This window comes from Leclercia sp. UBA5076 (assembly GCF_002416465.1).
In the GTDB taxonomy this organism is placed as follows: Bacteria; Pseudomonadota; Gammaproteobacteria; order Enterobacterales; family Enterobacteriaceae; genus Enterobacter.
Window position 1 is genome coordinate 272703 of record NZ_DIAO01000018.1, and the last position, 22468, is coordinate 295170.

The following is a 22468-nucleotide window of genomic DNA, read 5'->3' on the forward strand; positions in this document are numbered from 1 at the left end:
CCTCGCGTTTTTGCATCAATCAACCAGGTGGTACTTTTCAGATAAGACATGGGCGAGGTATTTAAACATATTAAATACCGCCGTGCTGCGAGGGGTTGGTAGCCCCTGCTCATCGAGAAAGTACTCACCGCTGAACACCAGCACACCATTGCGCTGTTCCACGCCCGTGGCTTCGATCCCGGCCATGGTGTCGTCATGTTCACGAATGAGTTTATTTGCTTCAACAAGCAACGTTTCACGGTCAATGGGTTGGGTATTTTGCTGCATTATCCACTCCTTAAACAGTGATATTAGTCTACGCCGCCGCGGTGCCGGGAGCAAATTTTCCCCGTTTTACCCCCTCCAGGGCAAGAGGTACAGCGCTGGCGTGATTTGCTTTTGCATGCTAATAAAGTTGCGTAACGGATTTTATCAGGTAGAGTGTGCGCTTTCGTCATTCTGGCAACAGATTTGCTTGACATTCGACCTAAATCTCGTCGTGTGGTTATACTGGAGCGAGAAAAATCGCGTCAACTCAACTGCTTATGTGATGTCGATTTTATGACTGAACGGCAAACGGGGTTGATATCCACTCGTGGCGTCGTTATATAAATGTCTCGTCGCCAGGGGAAGGTGAACTCACGCGACGTATTCCTGGAAGAAACAAATTAGGTAAAGGTGAATATGGGTAAAGCTCTCGTTATCGTTGAGTCCCCGGCAAAAGCCAAAACGATCAATAAGTATTTGGGTAGTGACTACGTGGTTAAGTCCAGCGTCGGTCATATCCGCGATCTGCCGACCAGTGGCTCAGCCAAGAAGAGCGCCGACTCTACCTCCACCAAAGGGGCCAAAAAGCCTAAAAAGGATGAACGTAGCGCGCTCGTAAATCGCATGGGAGTTAACCCATGGGATAACTGGCAGGCACAGTACGAAGTACTGCCGGGTAAAGAGAAAGTCGTCTCCGAGCTGAAACAGCTGGCGGAAAAAGCCGACCACATCTATCTCGCAACCGACCTTGACCGCGAAGGGGAGGCCATTGCATGGCACCTGCGGGAAGTGATCGGGGGCGATGACACACGCTACAGCCGCGTAGTGTTTAACGAAATTACTAAAAACGCGATCCGCCAGGCCTTTGAAAAGCCGGGTGAGCTGAATATCGACCGCGTCAACGCTCAGCAGGCGCGCCGCTTTATGGACCGCGTCGTGGGTTACATGGTTTCTCCACTGCTGTGGAAAAAGATTGCGCGTGGACTTTCCGCAGGCCGCGTACAATCTGTTGCCGTGCGTCTGGTGGTTGAACGGGAACGCGAAATCAAAGCGTTCGTGCCAGAAGAGTTCTGGGAAGTTGACGCCAGCGTGACCACGCCGGGCGGCGACACCCTGCCGCTGGAAGTGTCGCACCAGAACGATAAGCCGTTCCGTCCTGAAAATCGCGAACAGACCATGGCCGCGGTAGCGCTGCTGGAAAAAGCGCGCTATCAGGTGCTGGATCGTGAAGACAAACCGACCAGCAGCAAGCCTGGCGCACCGTTTATCACCTCCACATTGCAGCAGGCGGCCAGCACCCGTCTGGGCTATGGCGTGAAAAAAACCATGATGATGGCGCAGCGTCTGTATGAAGCGGGTCACATCACCTATATGCGTACTGACTCTACCAACCTGAGCCAGGACGCCGTCAACATGGTGCGTGATTACATTGGCGACAATTTCGGTAAGAAATACCTGCCGGAAAGCGCCAATCAGTACAACAGCAAAGAGAACTCCCAGGAAGCGCACGAAGCGATTCGTCCTTCTGACGTCTCTGTGCTGGCGGAATCCCTCAAGGATATGGAAGCCGATGCGCAAAAACTGTATCAGCTGATCTGGCGCCAGTTTGTTGCCTGTCAGATGACCCCGGCGCAGTATGACTCCACCACGCTGACCGTCGGCGCGGGCGATTTCCGCCTCAAGGCGCGTGGCCGTATCCTGCGTTTCGATGGCTGGACCAAAGTGATGCCTGCGCTGCGTAAGGGCGATGAAGATAAAACCCTGCCAGCGGTCAACGCCGGGGATGAACTTTCCCTGGTTGAGCTGACGCCTGCTCAGCACTTCACCAAGCCGCCGGCACGCTTCAGCGAAGCCTCGCTGGTGAAAGAGCTGGAAAAACGTGGTATCGGTCGTCCGTCGACCTATGCGTCGATCATCTCGACCATTCAGGATCGCGGCTATGTGCGCACGGAAAACCGCCGTTTCTATGCGGAGAAAATGGGTGAAATCGTCACCGATCGCCTGGAAGATAACTTCCGCGAGCTGATGAACTACGATTTTACCGCGCAGATGGAAAATAGCCTGGACCAGGTGGCTAACCATGAAGCCGAGTGGAAGAAGGTGCTGGACAGCTTCTTCAGCGACTTCACCAAGCAGCTGGATAAAGCGGAAAAAGATCCGGAAGAGGGTGGCATGCAGCCGAACCAGATGGTGCTGACCAGCATCGACTGTCCGACCTGCGGCCGTAAGATGGGGATTCGTACCGCCACGACCGGTGTCTTCCTTGGCTGCTCAGGCTATGCGTTGTCGCCGAAGGAGCGCTGCAAAACCACCATCAACCTGGTGCCGGAAAACGAAGTGCTGAACGTGCTGGAAGGCGATGATGCGGAAACCAACGCATTACGCGCCAAACGCCGCTGCAATAAGTGCGGCACAGCGATGGACAGCTACCTCATCGACCCAAAACGTAAGCTGCATGTCTGCGGTAACAACCCGACCTGCGACGGTTACGAGATTGAAGAGGGTGAGTTCCGCATCAAGGGTTATGACGGTCCGATTGTGGAATGCGAGAAGTGTGGTTCTGAAATGCACCTGAAAATGGGGCGTTTTGGTAAGTACATGGCCTGCACCAATGACGACTGCAAAAACACGCGTAAGATCCTGCGTAACGGTGAAGTGGCACCGCCGAAGGAAGATCCGGTTCCGTTGCCGGAGCTGCCGTGTGAAAAATCCGATGCGTACTTTGTACTGCGTGACGGTGCTGCGGGCGTCTTCCTGGCGGCGAATACCTTCCCGAAATCGCGTGAAACGCGTGCGCCGCTGGTTGAGGAGCTTTACCGCTTCCGCGATCGCCTGCCAGAAAAACTGCGTTATCTGGCTGATGCACCGCAGCAGGATGCAGAAGGTAATAAGACCGTGGTGCGTTTTAGCCGTAAAACCAAGCAGCAATATGTCGCTGCTGAGAAAGAGGGTAAAGCCACCGGCTGGTCAGCATTTTATGTTGACGGCAGATGGGTTGAAGGCAAGAAATAGCCTTAATTTACGCTAAGTTACCTCGTAAGGGCCGGTATTCCGGCCCTTTTTTATTACCGGGTTATTATTTTTTGTTCCGGGCTATACAGCAAAGATATAAGTGATATAGTGGTTATAGTTAACCCTTTCTTTATTATCAAATCGTCTTAAGCGATTGCCCGTGTGCGCTAAATCGGATGGTCTGGCATGAAACTACAGCAGCTCCGCTATATCGTTGAGGTGGTCAACCACAACCTTAACGTCTCCTCCACCGCAGAAGGTCTTTACACTTCGCAACCCGGCATCAGTAAGCAGGTACGCATGCTTGAAGATGAGCTGGGGATCCAGATTTTCGCCCGCAGTGGTAAGCATCTTACCCAGGTAACGCCAGCAGGACAGGAGATTATCCGCATCGCCCGCGAAGTGCTGTCGAAGGTTGATGCCATTAAATCCGTTGCCGGAGAGCACACCTGGCCGGATAAAGGCTCGTTGTATATTGCCACCACCCACACTCAGGCGCGCTACGCGTTGCCAGGGGTAATCAAAGGCTTTATCGAGCGCTACCCTCGCGTGTCGTTGCATATGCATCAGGGCTCGCCAACACAGATTGCCGAAGCGGTCTCAAAGGGCAATGCGGACTTTGCCATCGCCACCGAAGCGCTGCACCTGTATGACGATCTGGTGATGCTGCCTTGCTATCACTGGAACCGTTCGATTGTGGTGACGCCGGAACATCCGCTGGCGGCAAAAACGTCGGTGTCCATTGAAGAGCTGGCGCAGTATCCGCTGGTAACATACACCTTCGGCTTTACGGGCCGCTCGGAACTCGATACCGCCTTTAATCGCGCGGGGCTTACGCCGAGGATCGTCTTTACCGCCACCGATGCCGATGTGATCAAAACCTATGTGCGGCTGGGTCTTGGCGTCGGGGTTATTGCCAGCATGGCGGTGGATCCTGTTGCCGATCCGGATTTAGTGCGTCTGGATACCCAGGGCGTATTCGGCCACAGCACGACCAAAATTGGTTTCCGCCGTAGCACCTTCCTGCGTAGCTATATGTATGATTTTATTCAACGATTTGCGCCACATCTGACCCGTGACGTGGTAGATACGGCGGTGGCGCTGCGCTCTAACGACGATATCGAAGCGATGTTTAAAGATATTAAGCTGCCTGAAAAATAATTACCTCCGGTATCTTTCCTTCGGGAGAGATACCGTTATTTCTCTTAAGACCCGAATTAAATCCCCCGATCTGCGTTCATTTCTCACAATAACCATAACGTTATGGCGTTTTTTTCATGAGTCAGTTGTAAAAACGTGACAAAAATAGAAAATATTTTGCAGCTATGCAAATCCCACGTTTCATTTATATATTTCCGCTCAAAAGATTAACTATTTCATGCCAGACGATTCGTAAATTCGCTGGATCTTCGACTAAAGTTTCTTTAGGATTTATCTCAACTACGATTACTTATACCAATTGTTTGGTATTCAAATGATAAGCGAAATCGATTGTATGGGGTTAGCAATGCCGTCAGGACGTCAAGAGCCGCAAAGGGACCCAGGACTTAAGCGCAAAGCCTGGCTGGCGGTGTTTCTCGGCTCCACCCTGTTTTGGGTAGTGGTGGCTTTACTTATCTGGAAATTCTGGGGTTAAGCATGGCGGTTCAGGGGCGTAGTGAAGCAGTGAAGCCTGTATGTCAGCAGCGTGACACGCGTCGCAAAGTCCGTAATGGATCTACAGGTAACGTCCCGGCATCCTGGAAGCTATCGCCTGTACAACAAGCTTTCATTGATCTCTTCGCAGAAGACGAAGACAAAAAACAATAATTCTTATTATCAGCCCCGGGCGATAATAATCCGATGCGCTTTTGTACTCTTTAATAAATACACATCAGCAATACCGAACTGAGACAAACTCAGCGAGCAATAAATTAATAAAGCGTGGTGCCGCAATGATGAATAATATATCCGGAGCTAAATACTGGTCGTGGATGGCCGCCTTTTCCCTCTCGATCCTCTTCTGGTGTCAGCTACTCTGGCTCACCCTACAGTGAATGATGAAAGCCTCGCGCCCGCGGGGCTTTTTTATGCCTTCTTTTCGCACTGAATTTGTCCATTTGAGTTGTTATCAAATCGTTACGGTGACGATGTGTTATCTTTAATTACGGCCCTGATAAAAGTCAGGGCATCGCAATCCCGGTAATTAAGGAGGAGCTTATGTCGTTAACCCTACGCGAAGCCAGTAAGGACACATTGCAGGCTGAGAATAAAACCTATCACTACTACAGCCTGCCACTGGCCGCAAAGGAACTTGGGGATATTGCGCGCTTACCCAAGTCACTTAAAGTGTTACTGGAAAACCTCCTGCGCTGGCAGGATGACCTCTCCGTTACGGCTGAGGATATTCACGCCCTGGCCGGATGGTTGCAGAACGCCCACGCCGACCGGGAGATCGCCTATCGTCCGGCCAGGGTGCTGATGCAGGATTTCACCGGCGTCCCGGCGGTGGTTGATCTGGCGGCAATGCGTGAAGCGGTAAAACGCCTGGGGGGCGATACCGCAAAAGTGAACCCGCTCTCCCCGGTTGACCTGGTTATTGACCACTCGGTGACCGTGGACCATTTTGGCGATGATGAGGCGTTTGAAGAGAACGTGCGTCTGGAGATGGAGCGTAACCACGAACGTTATGTGTTTCTGAAGTGGGGCCAGCAGGCGTTCAGTCGCTTCAGCGTCGTCCCACCTGGCACCGGTATCTGCCACCAGGTCAATCTGGAGTATCTCGGCAAAGCGGTGTGGAGTGAACTGCAGGATAAGGAGTGGGTGGCCTACCCCGATACGCTGGTCGGCACGGACTCCCACACCACCATGATCAACGGACTCGGCGTGCTGGGCTGGGGGGTAGGGGGGATCGAAGCCGAAGCGGCGATGCTCGGCCAGCCGGTCTCAATGCTGATCCCGGATGTGGTCGGCTTTAAGCTGACCGGCAAGCTGCGCGAGGGCATTACCGCCACCGACCTGGTGCTCACCGTCACCCAGATGCTGCGTAAGCACGGCGTGGTGGGTAAATTTGTAGAATTCTATGGTGACGGCCTCGACTCTCTGCCGCTGGCAGACCGGGCTACTATCGCCAATATGGCGCCTGAATATGGCGCTACCTGCGGTTTCTTCCCCATTGACGGCGTGACGCTGGAGTATATGCGCCTTAGCGGTCGCAGCAGCGAGCAGGTCGCGCTGGTGGAAGCCTACGCCAAAGCACAGGGGATGTGGCGTAATCCGGGCGATGAACCGGTGTTCACCAGCACCCTGGCGCTGGATATGGGCGATGTAGAGGCCAGCGTCGCCGGGCCGAAACGTCCCCAGGACCGGGTGGCTTTGCCGGATGTACCTAAGGCGTTTGCCGCCAGCACTGAACTGGAGGTCAACACCGCACAGAAGGATCGCCGCCCCATTGATTACGTCATGAACGGCCAGCAGTACCAGCTCCCGGACGGCGCGGTTGCGATCGCGGCCATCACCTCCTGCACCAACACCTCGAACCCCAGCGTCCTGATGGCGGCGGGGCTGCTGGCGAAAAAAGCGGTTACTCTCGGCCTGAAACGCCAGCCATGGGTTAAAGCCTCGCTGGCCCCGGGCTCGAAAGTGGTCTCCGATTATCTGGCGCAGGCCCGCCTGACGCCGTATCTTGATGAGCTGGGCTTTAACCTGGTGGGCTACGGGTGTACCACCTGTATCGGCAACTCCGGGCCGCTGCCGGAACCTATCGAGACAGCAATCAAGCAGGGCGATCTGACGGTAGGGGCGGTGCTCTCGGGCAACCGTAACTTTGAAGGACGTATCCATCCGCTGATTAAAACCAACTGGCTGGCCTCTCCGCCGCTGGTGGTGGCTTATGCGCTGGCGGGCAACATGAATATCAATCTGGCAACCGATCCGCTGGGATACGATCGCAAAGGGGATCCGGTTTATCTGAAAGATATCTGGCCATCGGCACAGGAAATTGCCCTTGCGGTTGAAAAAGTGTCTACCGACATGTTCCGCAAAGAGTACGCCGAAGTGTTTGAAGGCACGCCGGAGTGGAAAACCATTGAAGTGGCGCGCTCAGATACCTATAGCTGGCAGGAGGATTCCACTTATATCCGTCTCTCCCCGTTCTTTGACGAGATGCTGGCAGAACCCAAACCGCTGGAAGATATCCACGGCGCGCGCGTGCTGGCCATCCTCGGTGACTCGGTGACCACCGACCATATCTCCCCGGCAGGCAGTATCAAAGCGGATAGCCCGGCAGGACGTTATCTCCAGAGTCGTGGCGTAGAGCGACGGGACTTCAACTCCTACGGTTCGCGTCGCGGCAACCATGAAGTGATGATGCGTGGCACCTTCGCTAATATTCGTATCCGCAACGAGATGGTGCCTGGGGTGGAAGGCGGAATGACTCGCTATCTGCCCGGAACCGAAGTGATCTCAATCTATGATGCCGCCATGAAATATCAGCAGGATGGCATCCCGCTGGCGGTCATTGCCGGGAAAGAGTACGGCTCCGGATCAAGCCGCGACTGGGCAGCAAAAGGACCCAGATTGCTCGGTGTACGCGTCGTTATCGCCGAATCGTTTGAGCGTATTCACCGTTCAAACCTGATCGGGATGGGGATTTTACCTCTGGAGTTCCCGGAGGGGGTATCGCGTAAAACCCTGGGGCTGACGGGTGAGGAGCGCATTGACATTGCGGATCTGCAGAACCTGACGCCTGGTGCCACCGTGCCGGTCAAACTGACGCGAGCTGATGGGCAAACCGAGGTGGTGAACTGCCGCTGTCGTATCGATACCGCGACGGAGCTCACCTACTACCAGAACGACGGCATTTTGCACTATGTCATTCGTAATATGCTGAACTAAAGGAAAATCAGCCCGGCATAAATTGCCGGGCTGTTGTTTTTACTTATTAAGCAGATGACCTAGCTTGGCCGCTTTGGTATCCAGATAGTGTTCGTTTTTCGGGTTACGCCCTACAATCAGCGGCACACGTTCTACGATGTTGATCCCGGCTTCGGTCAGGATCTCCACCTTCCGCGGGTTGTTGGTCAGCAGACGCACTTCATCGACGCCCAGCAGCTTGAACATATCCGCGCACAGGGTGAAATCACGTTCATCGGCAGCAAAGCCCAACTGGTGATTAGCTTCAACCGTATCGTAGCCTTGATCCTGCAACGCATAGGCGCGGATCTTATTCAGCAGACCGATGTTGCGGCCCTCCTGACGGTGATACAGCAGAATGCCCCGGCCCTCTTCGGCGATGCGCGACAGGGCAGCTTCAAGTTGAAAACCACAATCGCAGCGCAGGCTAAACAGGGCATCACCCGTAAGACACTCAGAATGAACGCGAGCCAGAACCGGCGTCTGCCCGGACGTATCGCCGAAGACTAACGCGACATGATCCTGCCCGGTTGCCAGTTCTTCAAAGCCCACCATCAGGAAATCGCCCCAGGGGGTTGGCAGATTGGCTTCTGCCACACGTTTAAGCTGCATGTGATTCTCCAGAAAATGCTGACACGCCTTGTGTCTGTCGCCTGTTTGGCTGTCGGTATGTTCTTATTTTGCCACAAGCTGCACGGGTTCACCTAATCACTGCCGGCTTAACGAACGTTAAACGCACAATCCGACATTTTTACGCAGTTCTGATTTTTCGGTTATGATTGTGAGGCTTATCGGAAAAAGGAGACGACATGCTTTCAATTGCCCGCCGCACGGCGGTTGGCGCGGGGATATTGCTCATTATGCCTGCGGCCTTATGGATATCGGGCTGGCAGTGGCAGCCAGGCACGAATAGCGGATGGTTGAAGGTGCTGTTCTGGATAACGGAGACCGTCACCCAGCCCTGGGGAATTATTACGCATACGCTACTCTGCGGCTGGTTTTTGTGGTGCCTGCGTTTCCGCCTGCGGGCAGCCATCATGCTCTTTGCCATCCTTGCGGGGGTCATTCTGGTGGGTCAGGGCGTTAAATCTCTGGTAAAAGATCGGGTGCAGGAGCCGCGTCCTTTCGTGGTCTGGCTGGAAAAAACTCACCATGTCCCGGTCAACGACTTCTACAATTTAAAGCGTAAAGCGCGCGGTGAGCTGGTAGAAGAACAGCTTGCTGAACAAAAGACTATTCCCACTTTTTTACGTAAACACTGGCAGAAAGAGACCGGTTTTGCTTTCCCGTCCGGGCATACCATGTTCGCGGCAAGCTGGGCATTACTGGGGATAGGGTTGCTGTGGCCGCGTCGGCGCACGGTGACTATTGTGGTACTGCTGGTCTGGGCGACGGGCGTGATGGGAAGCCGCTTGCTGCTTGGCATGCACTGGCCGCGGGATCTGGTGGTCGCCACATTGATTTCCTGGCTGTTGATCACCTGTGCGACCTGGCTTGCTCAGCGATTCTGTGGCCCGCTCACGCCTCCGGCTGAAGAGAAGCGGGAAATTGCCGACAGAGAGCAAGAAAGCTGACTAAGGTTGAAATTATTATATTAAGCCGCAGATCTGGACGTGGCGCGACGCTTTTTCCGTTTCGCGCCCGTCCTGAAAATGGTAGTTTATAAGGCTGGTTACGCTATGGTGAACACTCTTTATTCGCTTAAACCACATAACGGGAAGTAATGTGAAATATTTACTCATTTTCTTACTGGTGTTGGCGATTTTTGTCATTTCCGTCACATTGGGTGCGCAAAACGATCAACAGGTAACGTTTAATTATCTGCTGGCGCAAGGCGAATATCGGATATCCAGCCTCCTGGCGGTTCTGTTTGCTGCCGGGTTTGTTATCGGCTGGCTGATTTGCGGTCTGTTCTGGCTTAAAGTTCGGGTAACACTCGCCCGGGCTGAACGAAAGATTAAACGTCTTGAAAACCAAATTGCGCCTCCGGCCGACGTTCCGGTAAGTTCAGGTGTGCCGGTAGCGAAGGAATAATCTAAGATGCTGGAGTTGTTGTTTCTGCTTTTGCCTGTAGCCGCAGCCTATGGCTGGTATATGGGCCGCAGAAGTGCGCAACAAACAAAGCAGGATGAGGCGAACCGTCTTTCTCGCGACTATGTCGCCGGGGTTAACTTCCTTCTGAGCAACCAACAGGATAAAGCGGTCGATCTGTTCCTTGAGATGTTGAAAGAGGATACCGGTACCGTTGAAGCCCACCTTACGCTCGGTAATCTGTTCCGCTCCCGCGGTGAAGTCGACCGCGCCATCCGCATCCACCAGACCTTAATGGAGAGCGCATCATTAACCTATGAGCAGCGTTTGCTGGCGGTACAACAGCTGGGCCGTGACTATATGGCGGCCGGCCTCTACGATCGCGCCGAAGAGATGTTCAAGCAGCTGGTGGATGAAACTGATTTTCGCATCAGCGCCCTGCAGCAGTTGCTGCAGATTTACCAGGCCACCAGCGAATGGCAGAAAGCGATCGACGTTGCTGAACGTCTGGTGAAGCTCGGTAAAGATAAACAGCGCGTTGAAATTGGCCACTTTTACTGTGAACTCGCCCTGCAACAGATGGGCAGCGAAGATATGGACAAAGCCATGGCGCTTCTTCGCAAGGGTGCCGCCGCGGATCGCAGCAGCGCGCGCGTCTCCATCATGATGGGGCGCGTCTATATGGCGAAAGGGGATTACCAGAAGGCGGTGGAGAGCCTGCTCCGGGTTATCGATCAGGATAAAGAGCTGGTCAGCGAAACCCTGGAGATGTTGCAAACCTGCTATCAGCAGCTGGGCATGACCTCAGAGTGGGTGGCTTTCCTGCGCCGTTGCGTGGAAGAGAACACCGGGGCGACAGCGGAGCTGATGCTGGCGGATGTGGTTCAGGAACACGAAGGCAGTGATACGGCGCAGGTCTACATTACCCGCCAGCTGCAGCGCCATCCCACCATGCGCGTCTTCCATAAGTTGATGGATTATCACCTGAACGAGGCAGAAGAGGGGCGCGCCAAAGAGAGCCTGATGGTGCTGCGCGACATGGTAGGCGAACAGGTGCGCAGCAAGCCGCGCTATCGCTGCCAGAAGTGTGGTTTTACGGCCTATACCCTCTACTGGCACTGTCCGTCATGCCGCGCCTGGTCCACCATTAAGCCAATTCGCGGCCTCGATGGGCAGTAATTTTTAAAAAGGCTTAATTTAGTTACAACATACTAATTAAAGTGAAACACTGGGTCCGTGCGCGCTGTAGTCTGGCAGGAAAGAAAATGTAACCTGTTAATTTTTGTGGTGCGCAGGTAGAATGCTCGCCGTTTAACATTCCCGCGCCGATGCGGCGCCCATCGACGAGAAGGTCCGGTCATGACGTCTGTAGCTTCATCTTCCTCCCGCGTAGTTACTGAATCTCCTGTTGTTGTCGCTCTGGATTACAACAATCGCGACAATGCCCTGGCGTTCGTTGATCGAATTGATCCGCAAGACTGCCGCCTGAAAATCGGTAAAGAGATGTTCACGCTTTTTGGTCCGCAAATTGTTCGGGATATGCAGCAGCGCGGATTCGATGTCTTTCTGGATCTGAAATTCCACGATATTCCCAACACCACGGCCCATGCGGTTGCGGCTGCGGCTGAGCTTGGAGTCTGGATGGTGAACGTTCACGCCTCCGGCGGGGCGCGTATGATGACCGCCGCTCGCGAAGCGCTGTTACCCTTCGGTAAAGAGGCCCCATTGCTGATTGCCGTTACCGTGCTGACCAGCATGGAAGCCAGCGATCTGCTGGACCTTGGCGTGACGTTGTCACCGGCAGAGCATGCCGAACGTCTGGCCCGCCTGACGCACTCCTGTGGCCTTGATGGCGTCGTCTGCTCTGCTCAGGAAGCCGTTCGCTTCAAAAGTGCCATCGGACAGGATTTCAAGCTTGTCACGCCGGGTATCCGTCCCCAGGGGAGTGATGCCGGCGATCAGCGCCGCATTATGACCCCGGAACAGGCGCTGGCGGCGGGCGTGGACTATATGGTTATTGGTCGACCGGTCACCCAGTCAGCCGATCCGGCACAAACCCTGAAAGCTATCAACGCATCACTTCAGAAGGGGGCGTAATGCGCGACACTAACAGCCGCCTGGTCTATTCGACAGAAACCGGGCGCATTGATGAGCCAAAAGAGGTCGCGGAGCGACCAAAAGGTGATGGCATTGTACGTATTCAACGCCAGACCAGCGGACGTAAAGGGAAGGGCGTATCGCTGATCACCGGAATTGACGCCGACGATGCCACCCTTACGCAGATTGCCGCAGAATTGAAGAAAAAATGCGGATGCGGCGGCTCAGTTAAAGATGGCGTTATTGAGATCCAGGGCGACAAGCGGGATCTCATTAAATCCCTCCTGGAAGCAAAAGGGATGAAAGTGAAATTAGCGGGCGGTTAACGTACCGCCAAAACAAATAAGCCACGGTCAGACCGTGGCTTATTGTTTTTATTTTGAGATAGCGCCAGAACAGCAGGGCGTTATCAAATGACTGCGGTGGCAATCGGTAGGTTATTTAACCTGGTGACCGATGATCCCACCCACTGCAGCACCACCCAGGGTACCCAGCGTGCTACCGTCAGTTAAGACGGAACCACCGATTGCGCCAGCACCCGCACCAATCGCGGTATTACGGTCTTGTCTGCTCATGCCGGAGCACGCGCTCAGGGATAATGCCAGCGTAACGGCCAGCATAGCAGCGGATAATTTTTTGCTGTTAAAAGTCATAATTCATTCTCCTGAAGTATTGATCCACGGAAATCATTTCGCTTAAATGGTTATCAATCCCCCTCAAGCGCGTTATTCCATGAAACTTGATTGCGCAGGCGTTACAAGATCACGCAGGTGATATTTACTTCCTGTTATATCGCTAACAATAATTTTACGTCTTTATTACTGATCCGACAGGTAAATAGTCTTAAACGGGGGTTCAGAAAAGTCTCAGAGCGAAGGGGCAGAAAAATGACGCCCGATATTCGGGCGTTAGGGGAGGGTCAGGCAGGTTTTTTGACGATATCGACGGTTAAGCCGTCTTGCTGCAGATTAGCGATGTGCGCCTGTTTAATGCCCTCGTCGGTAATAACCCGGCTGAAGCGAGAGACCGGGCCCATGGTATAAGGGTGAACCGCACCGAATTTTGAGCTGTCGGTGAGCACAATGGTCTCGCCGCCTTTCTCCAGCACCGCATTTACCACATCCGAGCGCATCATGTCCCTTCCGGTAAAGCCGGTATCAGGCAACCAGCCATCAATGCCGATAAATGCCTTGTTGAAATGGACTTGCTGCACATACTGACGGGTAAGCGGGCCAACCATGCTTTCGCTTTTTTTCTGGTAAATGCCGCCGAGCAAAATCACTTCGCTGCGCGTCTCCTTCAGAAGATGCGCTATATAGCTGCTCACCGTCACGATGGTAACCTCTTCTTTCTGGTCGGCCAGCGTGCGCGCGAGAAGGGCATTGCAGCTGCCGTTCTCGATAAACACCGTTTCGCCATTATTCACCAGAGACGCGGCAAACTCCGCCAGCTCGCGTTTCAGCGCATAGTTGTTCATCATCCGCGTTTCAACATCTTCGCTGTCCAGCGGGACGGCGTAACCATGCGCGCGACGGAGGTAGCTCATTTTTTCCAGAAGATTGAGATCCTGGCGGATGGTGACTTCTGACACGCCGGTCGCTTTTGCCAGATCAACGACACTCACACGCCCTGTATCGATCACCATCTGTAATATTACTTGTTGTCGGGAGTTCATAGCATCCATATTAAAACGGCATCGCCGTTAGTTGAAAACTGACATAAACACGAGAGATGGATCGAGCCTTAAACTTCCCAGGGGGATTTAGGCGATACTGCCTCGGGGTTTTTCTGCTCGCCCGCCTGGGTCAGTAATTCTGATTTTAATATCTCGAGATTACGAAGAGCAGAGTTCACATCGCCTGCGACCAGAATATCCAGCACAGTATCAATACGTTGCGCCACTTTCAGTGCATCGATATCAGACATAATCTCATCCCTAAATGAAAAGTGAATAAATTCAATGATGCAGAAATTGAAGGCAAAAGAGAAGGGAAAAAGTGAGCTAACGAAAGCCCATTAATGGTAGTGATATTTTGATGCTTCTTTATACGTAGGAATTATGTAGTGGATTAGTCTAACTCTGCGCGCAAGGCGCTTTTTTCTATGAGGAATTAGACTATGACAATTATCAATCAGGCAACCTGTAAACTGTTCACTGATTCTGCACGATTCACTCAGCTCGCCGGCTATTACGAGGAGGAGAGACGTACCGTGTGGATGATGTTACGGGCCCAGCCGCGTCCCTGCTTCAATCATGCGCTTATAGAGGAGATTATGAACCTGTCCTGGCTGGTGCGTCAGTCCGGGTTTGAGGTTGATTTCTGGGTGACCGGTTCGCTGGTGCCCGATATGTATAATACTGGCGGCGATTTACGCTTCTTTGTCGAGTGCATTGAGAACGGTCGTCGGGAAGCGCTTCGGGCCTATGCCCGCGCCTGTGTGGACTGTGTCCACGCCGCATCGCGGGGATTTGATACCGGGGCGATCACCCTGTCGATGGTAGAGGGCAGTGCCCTTGGCGGTGGCTTTGAAGCGGCGCTGGCGCACCACTTTTTACTGGCGCAACGGGATGCCCGCTTAGGGTTTCCTGAAATCGCCTTTAACCTGTTCCCCGGGATGGGAGGCTACTCGCTGGTTGCCCGCCGCTCTGGTATGAAACTGGCAGAAGAGCTGATCTATAAAGGGGAGTCGCACACTGCGGAATGGTATGAGCAGCAGGGGCTGGTGGACGTGCTGTTCGAACCCGGTCAGGGCTACGTGGCGACGCGGACCTTCATAGACACGTTACAACCCAAAATGAATGGCGTCAGAGCGATGCTGCGCGCCCGCCAGCGGGTATTGCAGCTGCCGCGCAGTGAGCTGATGGACATCACGGAAGATTGGGTAGACGCCGCATTCTGCCTGCAACCTAAGGACGTGGCCTATATGCAGCGGCTGGTGCTGTTGCAGGACCGCCACACGGCATCGGGGCTGCGTAAAGCCAGCTAGCGCGCATTGCGTGACTGATAGCGTTTAAACCATCGCTCGAAAGCGACAGCGGGCATGGGTTTAGCAAACAGAAATCCCTGTCGTTCATTGACGCCGTTCTTCGTCAGAAAGGCGTCTTCTTTCGCACTCTCGACCCCTTCGGCAATAACCTGCAAATTCAGCGCCTGAGCGACTGCAACGATCGCGCGCACCAGCGATTGCGACACCGACTGCTTATGGATATCCCGGACAAATGCCTGGTCGAGCTTAATGGCATCGATGGGAAAACGCGCCAGTTGCGACAGCGACGAATAACCGGTTCCGAAATCATCAAGGTGGATCTGCGCCCCCAGCTGGCTGAACTGCTGGATCACCGACAGCGCCAGCTCTTCGTTTTCAATCAGGCAGCTTTCGGTCAATTCAACGTCAATGGGGCAATATTCAAAATTGAGATCCTTCAGCGCCTGTTTCAGATCGCTGAAAATCGTCTGATCTGCCAGCTGGCGGGCCGAAACGTTGACCGCCACGCGTAAATTGATGCCTTTATCGCGCCATTTGGCAACCTGACGAACCACATCCAGCATCACCCAACGCCCCAATGGAACGATCAGTCCGGACTCTTCGGCGTAGGAGATAAACTCCAGCGGCGGGATCAGTCCGCGCTCCGGAGACTGCCAACGCACCAGCGCTTCGAGGGTTCTCACCTCGCCACGCCAGGTAATTTTGGGCTGGTAGTGGATCACCAGCTGATCATTCTCCAGCGCCTTGCGCAGATTGGTGTCCAGCCACAGATATTCAAATACGCGCTGATTCATTTCCGGGTAGAAAACGCAGAACTTGCCGCGTCCGTTCTCTTTCGCGGTATACATGGCCGTATCGGCGTTGCGTATCACGCTTTCCCGATCGGTGCCGTGCTGCGGCGCGAGGGAGATCCCCAGCGAACAGCCGGTGTAGACTTCAATTAAACCAATCCGGAAAGGCTGACGCAGGCGGGTGAGGATCCGCGAAGCCATGGCCTCGAGCGCACCCTGTGACGTACCGGTTGCCAGCACGATAAACTCGTCGCCACCCAGACGCGCAAGAACCTGCCCGTCCTCCAGGCAACTGAGGATAGCCAGCGCCACCGCCTGCAGCAGCTGATCGCCAAACATATGCCCGTAGGCATCATTCACTTTTTTGAAATTATCGAGGTCAAGATAGACCACGCCCACCTGGCCATCGCCACGGGTTTCAATCGCTTCGCTGATCAGATCGTGGATAGCGTTGCGGTTTGGCAGGCCGGTAATGGTGTCGGTATTGGCAAGTACACGAAGACGTTCCTGGGCACGGCGTTCTTCAGTGATATCCGTACCGGAACAGATAAGGAATATTTCATTTTTTCCGCTGCCGCTGTGCACGAATTTATTACGGAATAAAAACAAACGCTGCCCTTTGCGGGTTTTAATCCAGCGTTCCACTTCATAGGAGCTGCCGTCCCGAAAAAAACCGCTGATATTACGCCGGGAAGCCGCTGCCTCGCTGCGGCTCATAAACAGTTTAAAGACGTTCTGACCGATAACCTCGTGCTCTTTCATCCCGGTATATTCTTCGCTCAGGCGGTTGAAGCGTTGAATATTGCCGTGCCGGTCGAGAATAACGATGACCGAGTTGGCCTCTGAAACCACCTGCTCGGCAAAGGATAACCCCTGCGCCAGATCGCGGGCGACGGAAGGGGTGTCGTTCCAGGCGGAGGCGGTACCGGTCCACTCTTTTTTATTGATCTTACGTCCCACCAGGTGCACTGGCACCTCGGTTCCGTAGAGGGAGAGCGTCATGGTAATACTGGAGGTAATAACCGTCATCTGGCGAATGCTGTTGGCCTGCTCGTCATTCAGCGCCACAACCTGCGTGGTATCGGCGCTTTCGCTGGCCGCAAGATGGAGCGCGTTACTGTCCGCCGTCAGTCGCCACCAGGGACTATGGGTGCCCATGTAACGAAACAGCAAATTTTGCTCCAGATCGTCAATCATGCTCTCTCCCAGGCGCACTTAATTGCACACACTGTGCATTTTCAGTCGGTTTTACCGTGCTTAAATAACGGTAAACCCGAACTAAACTTATTGTTTTTTCCCAGTATTCTTATATTAGAACGAGATCGGCAAAAAAGGATACAGGCGAATGAATATTCTGGTGACACGTTAAAGCATTCACCAGACTGTCATGAATAAGTGTGATCGCTTTTCGCAATTTAGGGGAGAAAAAGATAAGTAAAAATGATGAATTTGACGTTAACGCAAAAAAGAGTCGGTTCCCTCAAATGAGGTGAACCGACTTTTAAGCACTCAATAATCAGACGGCAGGGCGGGCAATAATGCTGCGTGTTTCCATGCGCACTTCAGCAATAGTGACGTCGATAACTTCGGTCACTTTATAGGCCACTTCCCCCTTGATTTGCACGGTGCCGTTTTCCTGGCTGCAGACCAGCTCGTCACGTACGGCGTGCAGGAACGGCGCAGGAATAAAGGCCACGGCGCCATTATCCACCAGACGCACACGCATGCCGCCACGGCTGACATCGATGATCTCCGCCGCGAAACGGGTCTCCGTTCCGGCTTTGTCTTTCAGGAACCGGGCGTAGAGCCAGTCACCGACGTCGCGTTCCGCCATGCGGTTAAGGCGACGGCGCTCGGCCATCTGCACCGTGGCTTCGTCCTGTGGACGGGCAATGGTTTCGCCTTTAACGATCGCTTTCAGCAGGCGGTGGTTAATCATATCGCCATACTTACGAATCGGTGAGGTCCAGGTGGCGTAGGCTTCCAGCCCCAGACCAAAGTGCGGGCCAGGTTCGGTGCTGATCTCAGCGAAAGACTGGAAGCGACGAATGCGGCTATCCAGGAAACCAGATGGCTGGGCATCCAGTTCACGGCGCAGCTTGCAGAAGCCATTCAGGGTCAGAACTTCCTGCGGATCCACATGCACGTCATGGGTTTTCAGCAGGGCCGCCAGGGCTTCGCTGTTAGCCGGATCAAACCCGGTATGCACGTTATAGATACCGAAACCGAGTTTGTCGCGCAGTACGCGGGCCGCGCAGATGTTCGCCGCAATCATCGACTCTTCAACGATGCGGTTAGCAATGCGACGCGGCTCCGCCACGATATCCAGCACTTCGCCTTTCTCACCGAGAATGAAACGGTAGTCAGGGCGATCCTTAAAGACCAGCGCATGGGTCTTACGCCATTCGCTACGGCTCAGACAGACACGGTGCAGCAGGCGGATCTGGTCGGCAATGGCCTCATGCTCAGGCTGCCAGCTACCGCTGTTTTCCAGCCAGTCAGAGACCTCGTCGTACACCAGCTTGGCTTTAGACTCGATCAGCGCAGCAAAGAACTCAATGTTCTCTTCGATAGTGCCATCGGCAGCGATGGACATGCGGCAGGCCAGTACCGGGCGCACTTCGTTAGCGCGCAGCGAGCAGAGATTATCCGACAGCTCGCGCGGCAGCATCGGGATGTTGAAGCCTGGCAGATAGTTGGTAAAGGCACGGATTTTCGCCGCGTCATCCAGCGGGGTACCTTCCGCGATCCAGGCTGTAGGATCGGCAATCGCTACGGTTAGCAGCAGTTTACCGTCAGCCTGCTCTTCAACATACAGCGCATCGTCCATATCTTCGGTGCTGGCGCTGTCGATGGTGACAAAATTCAGGGCAGTCAGATCGCGACGCTCAAGACCTTCGTCCAGCATGTCAGTCGCTGCGCCTTCTGGCGCCTCTTTTTCCAGATTATGGCGGGCAAGGGTGACCCACCACGGTACGAAATGGTCTTCACCGAAGGTGATAAACTGGGTGAGTTCGGCATAAAAACCGCGATCGCCCTTCAGAGGGTGACGGCGCATTTCTGCTACGGCCCAGTCACCTTCTTTAAAATCATGCGTCACGCCACGCTCAGCGCGGCAGGGGATGGCGTCTTTCAGCAGAGGATGGTCCGGAATGATGGACAGACGGTCATCTTTTCTCAGCACCTTACCCACAAAACGGGTCAGGAACGGTTCAATTAATTCTTCAGGCTCGGCTGATTCACGATCCTTTTCGCTATGGATCACGGCCGTAATGCGATCGCCGTGCATCACTTTCTTCATCTGCGGAGGCGGAATGAAGTAACTTTTCTGCGCATCGACTTCAAGGAAGCCAAAGCCTTTTTCCGTGGCTTTTACGACCCCTTCAGCACGTGGCGTCTGGGAATGCAGTTGCTGTTTAAGCTGCGCTAGCAGCGGGTTGTCCTGGAGCATAGTGATCTATTTTCGTAGCCATTGAGCGGCTGACAGTTTTACGCGAATCTCACTGCTACAGCAAGCGCTCTTTCGGTCGTTAGTGTGGTTATTCGCTTCTGCCAATGGCGATTTTCAGACGGTTCAGCCAGCCGCAAAAAGCGCTCCAGGTGAGGAGATTGATGGCCTGTACGGGCGACTGGCCATCATCTGTCAGCGGGGTAAACTGCGCGGCGCTGAACTGATCCGGCGATCGCGCCAGCTGTTCTACCGCACGCCTTACCGCCTCATCGTCTTTATACGCCGTGTGAATGCCACTGATGAGAATTTCACCGGTTTGATCGAGGATCAACGGTTCATGACAGAGCACCGGCGTAAGGGGATGCAATAACGGCTCGTCCTGCCAGCGTTCAAGCGAGGCCAGCTGCTGTGGGCTGGCCTGACAACGCTCAACCTCGGGTATGGCAGGCTGCCATGTGTTCAGGTCGTTATCGTCCGGCAGGGCGTGAGGCGGGATATGGTGCCCCGGCAGCCAGCGCACCGGGTGGCCGAGCAGGGCCTGAAACACCGCCACCACGCGCGCCTGAAAGCCCACAAAGCCGATAATCTGATTGATGGTCACGATGTCATACACCGTCAGGCCCATCTCATCGAGCCCCTGCTGCGCTTTGCTGTCAATCACATCCGGCGAGCTGGCAAGCTGGCGGGCATACTGGGTGATCTGGGCGAGACGGCGATTGCTTTCACGGGAGGAGTCGGGACCGGGGAGCGGGGCGAGAAGGGCGGCGTAGTGATTACACAGACGCTGCACGCCGCACACCTGGGCGACGGTCAGAGCAGTGCTGAAACGATCGTAGGCGCTCAGCGTGCGCAGCCGGGTTACGGTGACGGTGCGCGGGAAAAAAAGGTCGCATAGCGCCCGGGCCGGGGTTAACCAGCGTTCACAGGCTGCCAGCAGCGTTGCCGGTAGCGCGATGTTCAGCAAAAAGCGATCGGCGACATGCGCGGCTTCGGGAACCAAAGGCAGGACTTCCGTCGGGCTGCTACTGGACTGGGTCTCATGATACCAGTGGCCTTTGCCAGAAATACGGCGTTGTTCCATGTGCGTTCCTTGATCTCAAAATGGCGATCAATATCCTGGCGGAAGGCGGATAAGCGGAAAAATATTGTTAAGTGATAACAAATAGCGGAACGGAATAACGCGGGGAAAGCGGGCGAAACGGTGGGGATACCTTCCCGCCGGAGCGGGAAGGTAATGAACTTATTTGAGTTCCAGCTCGTTCATTGCAGCGATGCTGAAACCGCCGTCAACGTGAACCACTTCGCCGGAGATGCCAGCAGAGAGGTCAGAGCAGAGGAAGGCTGCGGAGTTACCCACATCTTCGATGGTCACGGTGCGACGGATTGGGGTAACCGCTTCGCAATGCGCCAGCATTTTACGGAAGTCTTTGATGCCGGAAGCCGCCAGAGTACGGATTGGACCGGCAGAGATGCCGTTTACGCGCACGCCTTCCGGACCCATTGCGTTCGCCATGTAGCGCACGTTGGCTTCCAGAGAGGCTTTTGCCAGACCCATTACGTTGTAGTTCGGGATAGCGCGCTCAGCGCCCAAATAGGACAGGGTCAGCAGAGCTGCGCCCGGGTTAAGCATGGAGCGGCAGGATTTCGCCATCGCCACAAAGCTGTAGGAGCTGATGTCGTGTGCGATTTTGAAGCCTTCACGGGTGACCGCGTTTACATAGTCGCCGTCGAGCTGGTCGCCTGGTGCAAAACCGATGGAGTGAACGAAACCGTCAAATTTCGGCCAGGTTTTTGCCAGCTCGGCGAACATGCCATCGATGCTTTCATCTTTAGCAACGTCGCATTCCAGAACAATGCTGGAACCCAGCTGCGCGGCGAACTCCTCTACGCGGCCTTTCAGCTTGTCGTTCTGGTAGGTGAATGCCAGCTCAGCACCTTCGCGATGCATCGCCTGTGCGATACCGTATGCGATGGACAGTTTGCTGGCAAGGCCAGTGACCAGAATGCGCTTACCGGAAAGAAAACCCATAGCTCTTAATCCTTATATTCATTGTTGTGGCGGCTGTCATTTTTGGACAACCGTCGTTAAAACGCGGCGATAATAGCATGTGTCGCGTACAGTGTTAATCCGACCACTCCATACGGGGCAGGTCAGCGATCTTTTCGCCAGGCATCGGCGGTTAAGGCTTCGCCAAAATGCCCGGCAATTAAACGTTTGGTCAGATCGTGAAGTGGGGCGGCCAGCACCGACGCGGTGCTGCCGCGCTCCACCACTGAGCCTTCGTGCATCACCAGCACCTGATCGCTGATGTGCTTCATCATCCCCAGATGCTGGGTGACGTAGATATACGAGATACCCTGTTTCTCCTGCAACTCCAGCATCAGGTTGATAAGTTGTGAACGCATCGACATATCCAGCGAGGCCAGCGCTTCGTCAGCGATGATCACTTTCGGGCGCAGGATCAGCGCGCGGGCAAGACCCAGACGCTGCTTCTGCCCCGGCGCCAGCATATGCGGATAATAGCTGACGTGATCCGGCAGCAGTCCGACCATGCGCAGGGTATCGATGATCTGCTTACGTCGCGCTTCAGGTTCCAGATCGGTATTGAGCCGTAGCGGAAAATCGAGGATCTGTGAGATACGCTGGCGCGGGTTCAGCGAGGTGGAGGGATCCTGAAAAATCATCCTGATCCGCTGGCTGCGGAACGAGTAATCGCCAAATTTCAGCAGATGGTCGTCAATCAGGACCTCACCGTCCGAGGGTTCAATCATCCCGGCCAGCATCTTCGCCAGCGTCGATTTCCCTGAACCGTTCTCACCGATGATCGCCAGGGTCTGCTTTTCACGCAGGGTAAAGCTCAGCGGTTTTACCGCTTCAACGGTCTGTCGGCGGAATAAGCCGGTACGGTAGCGAAAGGTCTTACTCAGGTTGCGCACTTCCAGCAGGGTTTCGACCATG

21 protein-coding genes are annotated in these 22468 nt (G+C 54.4%); 11 read left to right on the top strand and 10 right to left on the bottom strand.

All coding sequences use genetic code 11. The features are described from left to right. Positions 1-15: 15 nt before the first annotated feature. Positions 16-267, bottom strand: a complete 252-nt coding sequence (locus B3X29_RS18615; RefSeq protein WP_156654654.1) for a YciN family protein — start codon at positions 265-267, stop codon at positions 16-18. Between the two features lie 396 nt (positions 268-663). Here B3X29_RS18615 and topA point away from each other — a divergent pair, with 396 nt between their 5' ends. The 5 genes from topA (at position 664) to acnA (ending at position 8133) form a co-directional block, all read left to right on the top strand. Next, complete coding sequence (topA, locus tag B3X29_RS18620; RefSeq protein WP_159339437.1) at positions 664-3258, top strand: type I DNA topoisomerase; 2595 nt, start codon at positions 664-666, stop codon at positions 3256-3258. A gap of 186 nt (positions 3259-3444) precedes the next feature. Further along, entirely contained in the window at positions 3445-4419 is a 975-nt protein-coding gene (gene cysB / locus B3X29_RS18625; RefSeq protein ID WP_103179887.1) for an HTH-type transcriptional regulator CysB, read from the top strand. A gap of 334 nt (positions 4420-4753) precedes the next feature. Next, positions 4754-4894 (top strand): YmiA family putative membrane protein, encoded by a 141-nt coding sequence (locus B3X29_RS18630; protein ID WP_214422604.1) that lies wholly within the window; start codon positions 4754-4756, stop codon positions 4892-4894. A gap of 298 nt (positions 4895-5192) precedes the next feature. Further along, entirely contained in the window at positions 5193-5294 is a 102-nt protein-coding gene (ymiC, locus tag B3X29_RS18635) for a small membrane protein YmiC (RefSeq protein WP_231736514.1), read from the top strand. A 163-nt stretch (positions 5295-5457) separates the two neighbouring features. Then, the gene (gene acnA / locus B3X29_RS18640) at positions 5458-8133 is read left to right on the top strand and encodes an aconitate hydratase AcnA (protein ID WP_156654652.1); all 2676 of its coding nucleotides are present in this window, start codon (positions 5458-5460) and stop codon (positions 8131-8133) included. Between the two features lie 39 nt (positions 8134-8172). Here acnA and ribA read toward each other — a convergent pair whose 3' ends face one another. Continuing rightward, on the bottom strand, positions 8173-8763 hold the full coding sequence (gene ribA / locus B3X29_RS18645; RefSeq protein WP_168192025.1) for a GTP cyclohydrolase II: 591 nt from the start codon (positions 8761-8763) through the stop codon (positions 8173-8175). 197 nt (positions 8764-8960) lie between these two features. Here ribA and pgpB point away from each other — a divergent pair, with 197 nt between their 5' ends. From pgpB to yciH, 5 genes are all read left to right on the top strand, one after another. Further along, complete coding sequence (gene pgpB, locus B3X29_RS18650) at positions 8961-9725, top strand: phosphatidylglycerophosphatase B (RefSeq protein ID WP_159339436.1); 765 nt, start codon at positions 8961-8963, stop codon at positions 9723-9725. A gap of 151 nt (positions 9726-9876) precedes the next feature. Continuing rightward, positions 9877-10185 (top strand): LapA family protein, encoded by a 309-nt coding sequence (locus tag B3X29_RS18655; RefSeq protein WP_103179883.1) that lies wholly within the window; start codon positions 9877-9879, stop codon positions 10183-10185. A 6-nt stretch (positions 10186-10191) separates the two neighbouring features. Then, positions 10192-11361: a lipopolysaccharide assembly protein LapB gene (gene lapB, locus B3X29_RS18660; RefSeq protein ID WP_103179882.1), complete on the top strand. Its 1170-nt coding sequence runs from the start codon at positions 10192-10194 to the stop codon at positions 11359-11361. A 180-nt stretch (positions 11362-11541) separates the two neighbouring features. Beyond that, positions 11542-12279: an orotidine-5'-phosphate decarboxylase gene (pyrF, locus tag B3X29_RS18665; RefSeq protein ID WP_103179881.1), complete on the top strand. Its 738-nt coding sequence runs from the start codon at positions 11542-11544 to the stop codon at positions 12277-12279. Further along, entirely contained in the window at positions 12279-12605 is a 327-nt protein-coding gene (yciH, locus tag B3X29_RS18670; protein WP_103179880.1) for a stress response translation initiation inhibitor YciH, read from the top strand. The genes pyrF and yciH overlap by 1 nt, the downstream gene beginning before the upstream one ends. 111 nt (positions 12606-12716) lie before the next feature. On the opposite strand, the gene osmB is transcribed toward yciH, so the two are convergent. The 3 genes from osmB to B3X29_RS18685 all read right to left on the bottom strand — a co-directional run bounded on the left by osmB (position 12717) and on the right by B3X29_RS18685 (position 14205). Next, entirely contained in the window at positions 12717-12932 is a 216-nt protein-coding gene (osmB, locus tag B3X29_RS18675; RefSeq protein ID WP_103179879.1) for an osmotically-inducible lipoprotein OsmB, read from the bottom strand. A 266-nt stretch (positions 12933-13198) separates the two neighbouring features. Beyond that, positions 13199-13954 (bottom strand): DNA-binding transcriptional regulator YciT, encoded by a 756-nt coding sequence (locus B3X29_RS18680; protein ID WP_103179878.1) that lies wholly within the window; start codon positions 13952-13954, stop codon positions 13199-13201. A 68-nt stretch (positions 13955-14022) separates the two neighbouring features. After that, complete coding sequence (locus tag B3X29_RS18685) at positions 14023-14205, bottom strand: hypothetical protein (RefSeq protein ID WP_103179877.1); 183 nt, start codon at positions 14203-14205, stop codon at positions 14023-14025. 192 nt (positions 14206-14397) lie between these two features. On the opposite strand from B3X29_RS18685, the gene B3X29_RS18690 reads away from it, so the two are divergent. Continuing rightward, positions 14398-15267 (top strand): crotonase/enoyl-CoA hydratase family protein, encoded by an 870-nt coding sequence (locus tag B3X29_RS18690; RefSeq protein WP_103179876.1) that lies wholly within the window; start codon positions 14398-14400, stop codon positions 15265-15267. Here B3X29_RS18690 and pdeR read toward each other — a convergent pair. The 5 genes from pdeR to sapF form a co-directional block, all read right to left on the bottom strand. After that, positions 15264-17255, bottom strand: coding sequence for a cyclic di-GMP phosphodiesterase (pdeR, locus tag B3X29_RS18695; RefSeq protein ID WP_159339435.1), 1992 nt, complete (start codon positions 17253-17255; stop codon positions 15264-15266). The two genes, B3X29_RS18690 and pdeR, sit on opposite strands and share 4 nt — an antisense overlap. 319 nt (positions 17256-17574) lie before the next feature. Then, a complete protein-coding gene (locus tag B3X29_RS18700) occupies positions 17575-19509 on the bottom strand; it encodes an exoribonuclease II (RefSeq protein ID WP_103179875.1) in 1935 nt (644 codons plus the stop codon). Between the two features lie 88 nt (positions 19510-19597). Further along, entirely contained in the window at positions 19598-20590 is a 993-nt protein-coding gene (locus B3X29_RS18705) for a CMD domain-containing protein (RefSeq protein ID WP_159339434.1), read from the bottom strand. Positions 20591-20749: 159 nt separating this feature from the next. Continuing rightward, a complete protein-coding gene (fabI, locus tag B3X29_RS18710; protein WP_103179873.1) occupies positions 20750-21538 on the bottom strand; it encodes an enoyl-ACP reductase FabI in 789 nt (262 codons plus the stop codon). A 122-nt stretch (positions 21539-21660) separates the two neighbouring features. Next, complete coding sequence (sapF, locus tag B3X29_RS18715) at positions 21661-22467, bottom strand: putrescine export ABC transporter ATP-binding protein SapF (protein WP_103179872.1); 807 nt, start codon at positions 22465-22467, stop codon at positions 21661-21663. Between the last annotated feature and the right edge of the window lies 1 nt (position 22468).

What these genes read in the sequence shown, in the direction of transcription:
- B3X29_RS18685 (WP_103179877.1), bottom strand. Translation starts at nt 14,205, where the DNA reads ATGTCTGATATCGATGCACTGAAAGTGGCGCAACGTATTGATACTGTG.
- pyrF (WP_103179881.1), top strand. Translation starts at nt 11,542, where the DNA reads ATGACGTCTGTAGCTTCATCTTCCTCCCGCGTAGTTACTGAATCTCCT.
- ribA (WP_168192025.1), bottom strand. Translation starts at nt 8,763, where the DNA reads ATGCAGCTTAAACGTGTGGCAGAAGCCAATCTGCCAACCCCCTGGGGC.
- B3X29_RS18615 (WP_156654654.1), bottom strand. Translation starts at nt 267, where the DNA reads ATGCAGCAAAATACCCAACCCATTGACCGTGAAACGTTGCTTGTTGAA.
- topA (WP_159339437.1), top strand. Translation starts at nt 664, where the DNA reads ATGGGTAAAGCTCTCGTTATCGTTGAGTCCCCGGCAAAAGCCAAAACG.
- B3X29_RS18705 (WP_159339434.1), bottom strand. Translation starts at nt 20,590, where the DNA reads ATGGAACAACGCCGTATTTCTGGCAAAGGCCACTGGTATCATGAGACC.
- cysB (WP_103179887.1), top strand. Translation starts at nt 3,445, where the DNA reads ATGAAACTACAGCAGCTCCGCTATATCGTTGAGGTGGTCAACCACAAC.
- ymiC (WP_231736514.1), top strand. Translation starts at nt 5,193, where the DNA reads ATGATGAATAATATATCCGGAGCTAAATACTGGTCGTGGATGGCCGCC.
- sapF (WP_103179872.1), bottom strand. Translation starts at nt 22,467, where the DNA reads ATGGTCGAAACCCTGCTGGAAGTGCGCAACCTGAGTAAGACCTTTCGC.
- acnA (WP_156654652.1), top strand. Translation starts at nt 5,458, where the DNA reads ATGTCGTTAACCCTACGCGAAGCCAGTAAGGACACATTGCAGGCTGAG.
- B3X29_RS18690 (WP_103179876.1), top strand. Translation starts at nt 14,398, where the DNA reads ATGACAATTATCAATCAGGCAACCTGTAAACTGTTCACTGATTCTGCA.
- pgpB (WP_159339436.1), top strand. Translation starts at nt 8,961, where the DNA reads ATGCTTTCAATTGCCCGCCGCACGGCGGTTGGCGCGGGGATATTGCTC.
- fabI (WP_103179873.1), bottom strand. Translation starts at nt 21,538, where the DNA reads ATGGGTTTTCTTTCCGGTAAGCGCATTCTGGTCACTGGCCTTGCCAGC.
- pdeR (WP_159339435.1), bottom strand. Translation starts at nt 17,255, where the DNA reads ATGATTGACGATCTGGAGCAAAATTTGCTGTTTCGTTACATGGGCACC.
- yciH (WP_103179880.1), top strand. Translation starts at nt 12,279, where the DNA reads ATGCGCGACACTAACAGCCGCCTGGTCTATTCGACAGAAACCGGGCGC.
- lapB (WP_103179882.1), top strand. Translation starts at nt 10,192, where the DNA reads ATGCTGGAGTTGTTGTTTCTGCTTTTGCCTGTAGCCGCAGCCTATGGC.
- B3X29_RS18680 (WP_103179878.1), bottom strand. Translation starts at nt 13,954, where the DNA reads ATGAACTCCCGACAACAAGTAATATTACAGATGGTGATCGATACAGGG.
- osmB (WP_103179879.1), bottom strand. Translation starts at nt 12,932, where the DNA reads ATGACTTTTAACAGCAAAAAATTATCCGCTGCTATGCTGGCCGTTACG.
- B3X29_RS18630 (WP_214422604.1), top strand. Translation starts at nt 4,754, where the DNA reads ATGGGGTTAGCAATGCCGTCAGGACGTCAAGAGCCGCAAAGGGACCCA.
- B3X29_RS18700 (WP_103179875.1), bottom strand. Translation starts at nt 19,509, where the DNA reads ATGCTCCAGGACAACCCGCTGCTAGCGCAGCTTAAACAGCAACTGCAT.